This is a genomic window from Gordonia sp. (in: high G+C Gram-positive bacteria), assembly GCF_020438995.1.
GTDB lineage: Bacteria > Actinomycetota > Actinomycetes > Mycobacteriales > Mycobacteriaceae > Gordonia.
This window is the reverse complement of sequence record NZ_JAGQTN010000314.1, coordinates 1-3,334: the sequence shown is the minus strand read 5'-3', so window position 1 is coordinate 3,334 and position 3,334 is coordinate 1. Positions and strand designations below refer to the sequence as shown.

Annotated in this window: 1 protein-coding gene; it reads left to right on the top strand. The window is 64.0% G+C overall.

Translation table 11 applies throughout. From position 1 onward, the window contains the following. Nucleotides 1-3,334 (top strand): amino acid adenylation domain-containing protein (locus KDB67_RS21960; protein ID WP_291020619.1); only part of this gene is annotated, 3,334 nt, incomplete at both ends.

The following is a 3,334-nucleotide window of genomic DNA, read 5'->3' as shown; positions in this document are numbered from 1 at the left end:
GCGCCGCCCTGGTCCCGGTCACCGTTGCCGATCCGCGTCCTGCGCGCATCCCGTTGTCGTTCGCCCAACAGCGGATGTGGTTCATCAACCGCTTCGACGCGTCGGGCGCCACCTACAACATCCCCGCAGTCCTCCGCTTGACCGGCGAACTGGACGTGGATGCGTTGCGGCAGGCCGTGATCGATGTCCTCGAACGCCACGAGGTCCTGCGCACCTCGTTCCCCGCCGAGAACGGTATACCGTTCCAGCGGGTCGGCGACATCGCAGAGTTCGACGACCACGGCATCTGGCAGATCGTCGCCACCGACGAGGACGTCTTCGCCGCGGCGACAACAGGCTTCGACGTAACGATGCAATGGCCTATCCGAGTTATCCTCCGCAACACCGACGCATCCCCCATCTTGACCCCTGAGGCCGACGGTTCCACCTTCTTGATCCCTGAGGCCGATGCGACGAAGGAGCGAGGGTCGCGAAGGGTCCGGCGAGTCGAGCACCATGACGCCACCCCGGCCGGCGACTACCTCCTGGCGGTGGTCGCCCACCATATCGGTATCGACGGTGAGTCGATGTTGCCGCTGGTGACCGACATCGTCACCGCGTACACCGCACGCACCCAGGGCGATGCACCGTCCTGGACGCCCTTGCCGGTGCAGTTCGCCGACTTCGCGATCTGGCAGCACGAGGTCCTCGGCTCCGCTGACGATGCCGAGTCGGTGATCGGCCGCCAGCTCGGCTACTGGAAGGACAAGCTCACCGGCTTGCCGGACGTCCTCGAACTGCCCACTGACCGCCCGCGCCCGCTGGTCGCCTCGTACCGAGGTGCCGACCTCGGATTCGCCGTCCCCGACGAGGTGTCGGAGCGGATCGAGCAGATCGCCCGCCGCTACGGCGTCACCGAGTTCATGGTCGTGCACGCCGCATTGGCGGTGCTGCTCGCCAGATTGACTGCCACACAGGACATCGCGGTGTCGACGCCGACCGCCGGTCGCGGTCAGGCAGTGCTCGACCGGTTGGTCGGCATGTTCGTGAACACCTTGGTGCTACGCACCGACGTTCAGTCATCGATGTCGTTCGAGGAGTTGCTGGAGCAGGTTCGGGTGTCGGATCTGGATGCGTTCGAGCATGCGGATGTGCCGTTCGAGTCGGTGGTGGAGGCTGTTGATCCGGTGCGGTCGGAGGCGTTCGCGCCGCTGGCTCAGGTGATGCTCTCGTTCGACCCCGGTGCGTCGGTGGCCGAGGCCAGGGCTCAGGTCGGCGATCTCAAGATCGCCCCCGTCACCCTGGATCAGGTTCCCGCACAGGTCGACCTCTCGGTGGTCGTGTCCTCCGGCGGTGCCGACCGACCGTGGTCCGGCGTGCTGCGCTATGCGACCGACCTGTTCGACGAGCCGACGATGGCCGAGCTGGCCGACCGATTCGTGCGACTGCTGGACGTGCTGACAGCGGAACCCGAAGTGGCCGTGGGTGATGCGGCGTTGCTGGCCGATGCTGATCGTGCTTTGGTGCTTGATCGTTCGGTGGGTGCCGAGGTTGTTGTACCTGTGGGTTCGGTGGCTGATGTTGTTGTGGCGCAGTGTGTTCGGTCGCCGGAGGCGTCGGCGTTGTGGTTTGAGGGGCGTAGTGTCTGTTATGCCGAGTTGTCTGCTCGGGTGAGTGTGCTTGCGCGTGAGTTGATTTCGTCGGGTGTGGGCCCGGATACCGCGGTGGGTGTGTGTATCGACCGCAGCATCGAGATGGTGGTGGCCATTCATGCGGTGGTGGCTGCTGGTGGTCAGTATGTGCCGATCGCCACGGATGCTCCGGCTGATCGTGTGCGGTCGATGGTGGTGGCCGCGGGTGTGCGGATCGTCCTGACAGCTGCCGACTTCTTGATCCCTGAGGAGCGGTCGGGCGAGCTTGCGAGCCGATCGCGTCACGAAGGGTCCGGTGAGACGAGCGCATGGGGTGAGCAGGTCCGCACGATCGTGGTGGATTGCACCACTGAGGTGGATCTGGCTACGGCTCCGGTGTCTGATGCTGAGCGGCTGGCGTCGTTGTCGTTGGACAATGCGTTGTACACCCTGTTTACGTCGGGTTCGACGGGTGTGCCCAAGGGTGTGACGGTGTCGCATCGTGCTGTGTTGAACCGTTTGTGGTGGGGTCTGGATGTGTTCCCGTGGTCGGTGGGGGACAGGGTTGTGCAGAAGACGCCGTACACGTTCGATGTGTCGGTGCCGGAATTGTTCGCGCCGTTGTTCGCGGGCGCGGAGTTGGTGATCGCTCGTCCTGGTGGTCATGCCGATCCTGCGTATATTGCGGATCTGATCGCGGAGACTGCTGCGACATCGGTGCATTTCGTGCCGTCGATGTTGTCGGTGTTTGTGGATGTGGTGGATCGGGATCGTTTGGCGCAGTTGATTTCTCTGAAGTGGGTGTTCGCCTCCGGTGAGGCGTTGCCTGCTGCTGTCGTCGCCCAGGTGCATGCGGTGTGGCCGAGCGTAGGTATTCACAATCTGTTCGGTCCGACTGAGGCTGCGGTTGAGGTGGCGTGGGCTGATGTGTCGGATGCTCCGGAGTCGGTGACGATCGGTGTGCCGGTGTGGAACACCGAGACTCTTGTGCTCGATGACAGGCTCAAGCCGGTGCCCGCGGGTGTTCCGGGAGAGTTGTATCTCGGTGGCGTGCAGATTGCGCGCGGATATGCGGGGCAGCCGGGTTTGACTGCTGAGCGGTTCGTTCCCGATCCGTACGGGGTGGAAGGTTCGCGTCTGTACCGCACCGGTGATGCGGTGCGCTGGAACGCAGTCGGCAATATCGAGTACTTGGGTCGTACCGACTTCCAGGTGAAGTTGCGGGGTCAGCGGATCGAGCTCGGTGAGATCGAAGCGGTCCTCTCCGGTGTGCCGGGTGTGGTGCATGCGGCGGTGACGGTGGCGGCAACCGACTCCGGCGCCGAACATCTCGTGGCCTACCTGTCGCCGGCATCGGTGGATGTCAACGTGGTGAAGGCTGCTGTGGCACAGGCACTGCCGTCGTACATGGTGCCGACGGTGTGGATGCTCATCAATGACGTACCGCTGAATTCGGCGGGCAAACTCGATCGGAAGGCATTGCCGGCTCCGGATTTCGGTGCTGTTTCCGAGGAGTACGTGGCGCCGGACGGTGCCGTCGAGGAGCGCTTGGCCGGTGTGTTCGCCGACCTGTTGGGTACCGATCGGGTGTCGGTGACCGAGTCGTTCTTCGATGTCGGTGGTAACTCGTTGTCGGCGATGCGGTTGGCTGCTCGTGCTGGTGAGGTTCTCGGGGTGGAGGTGTCTGTTCGGGACATCTTTGAGGCTCCGAGTGTGCGTGAGTT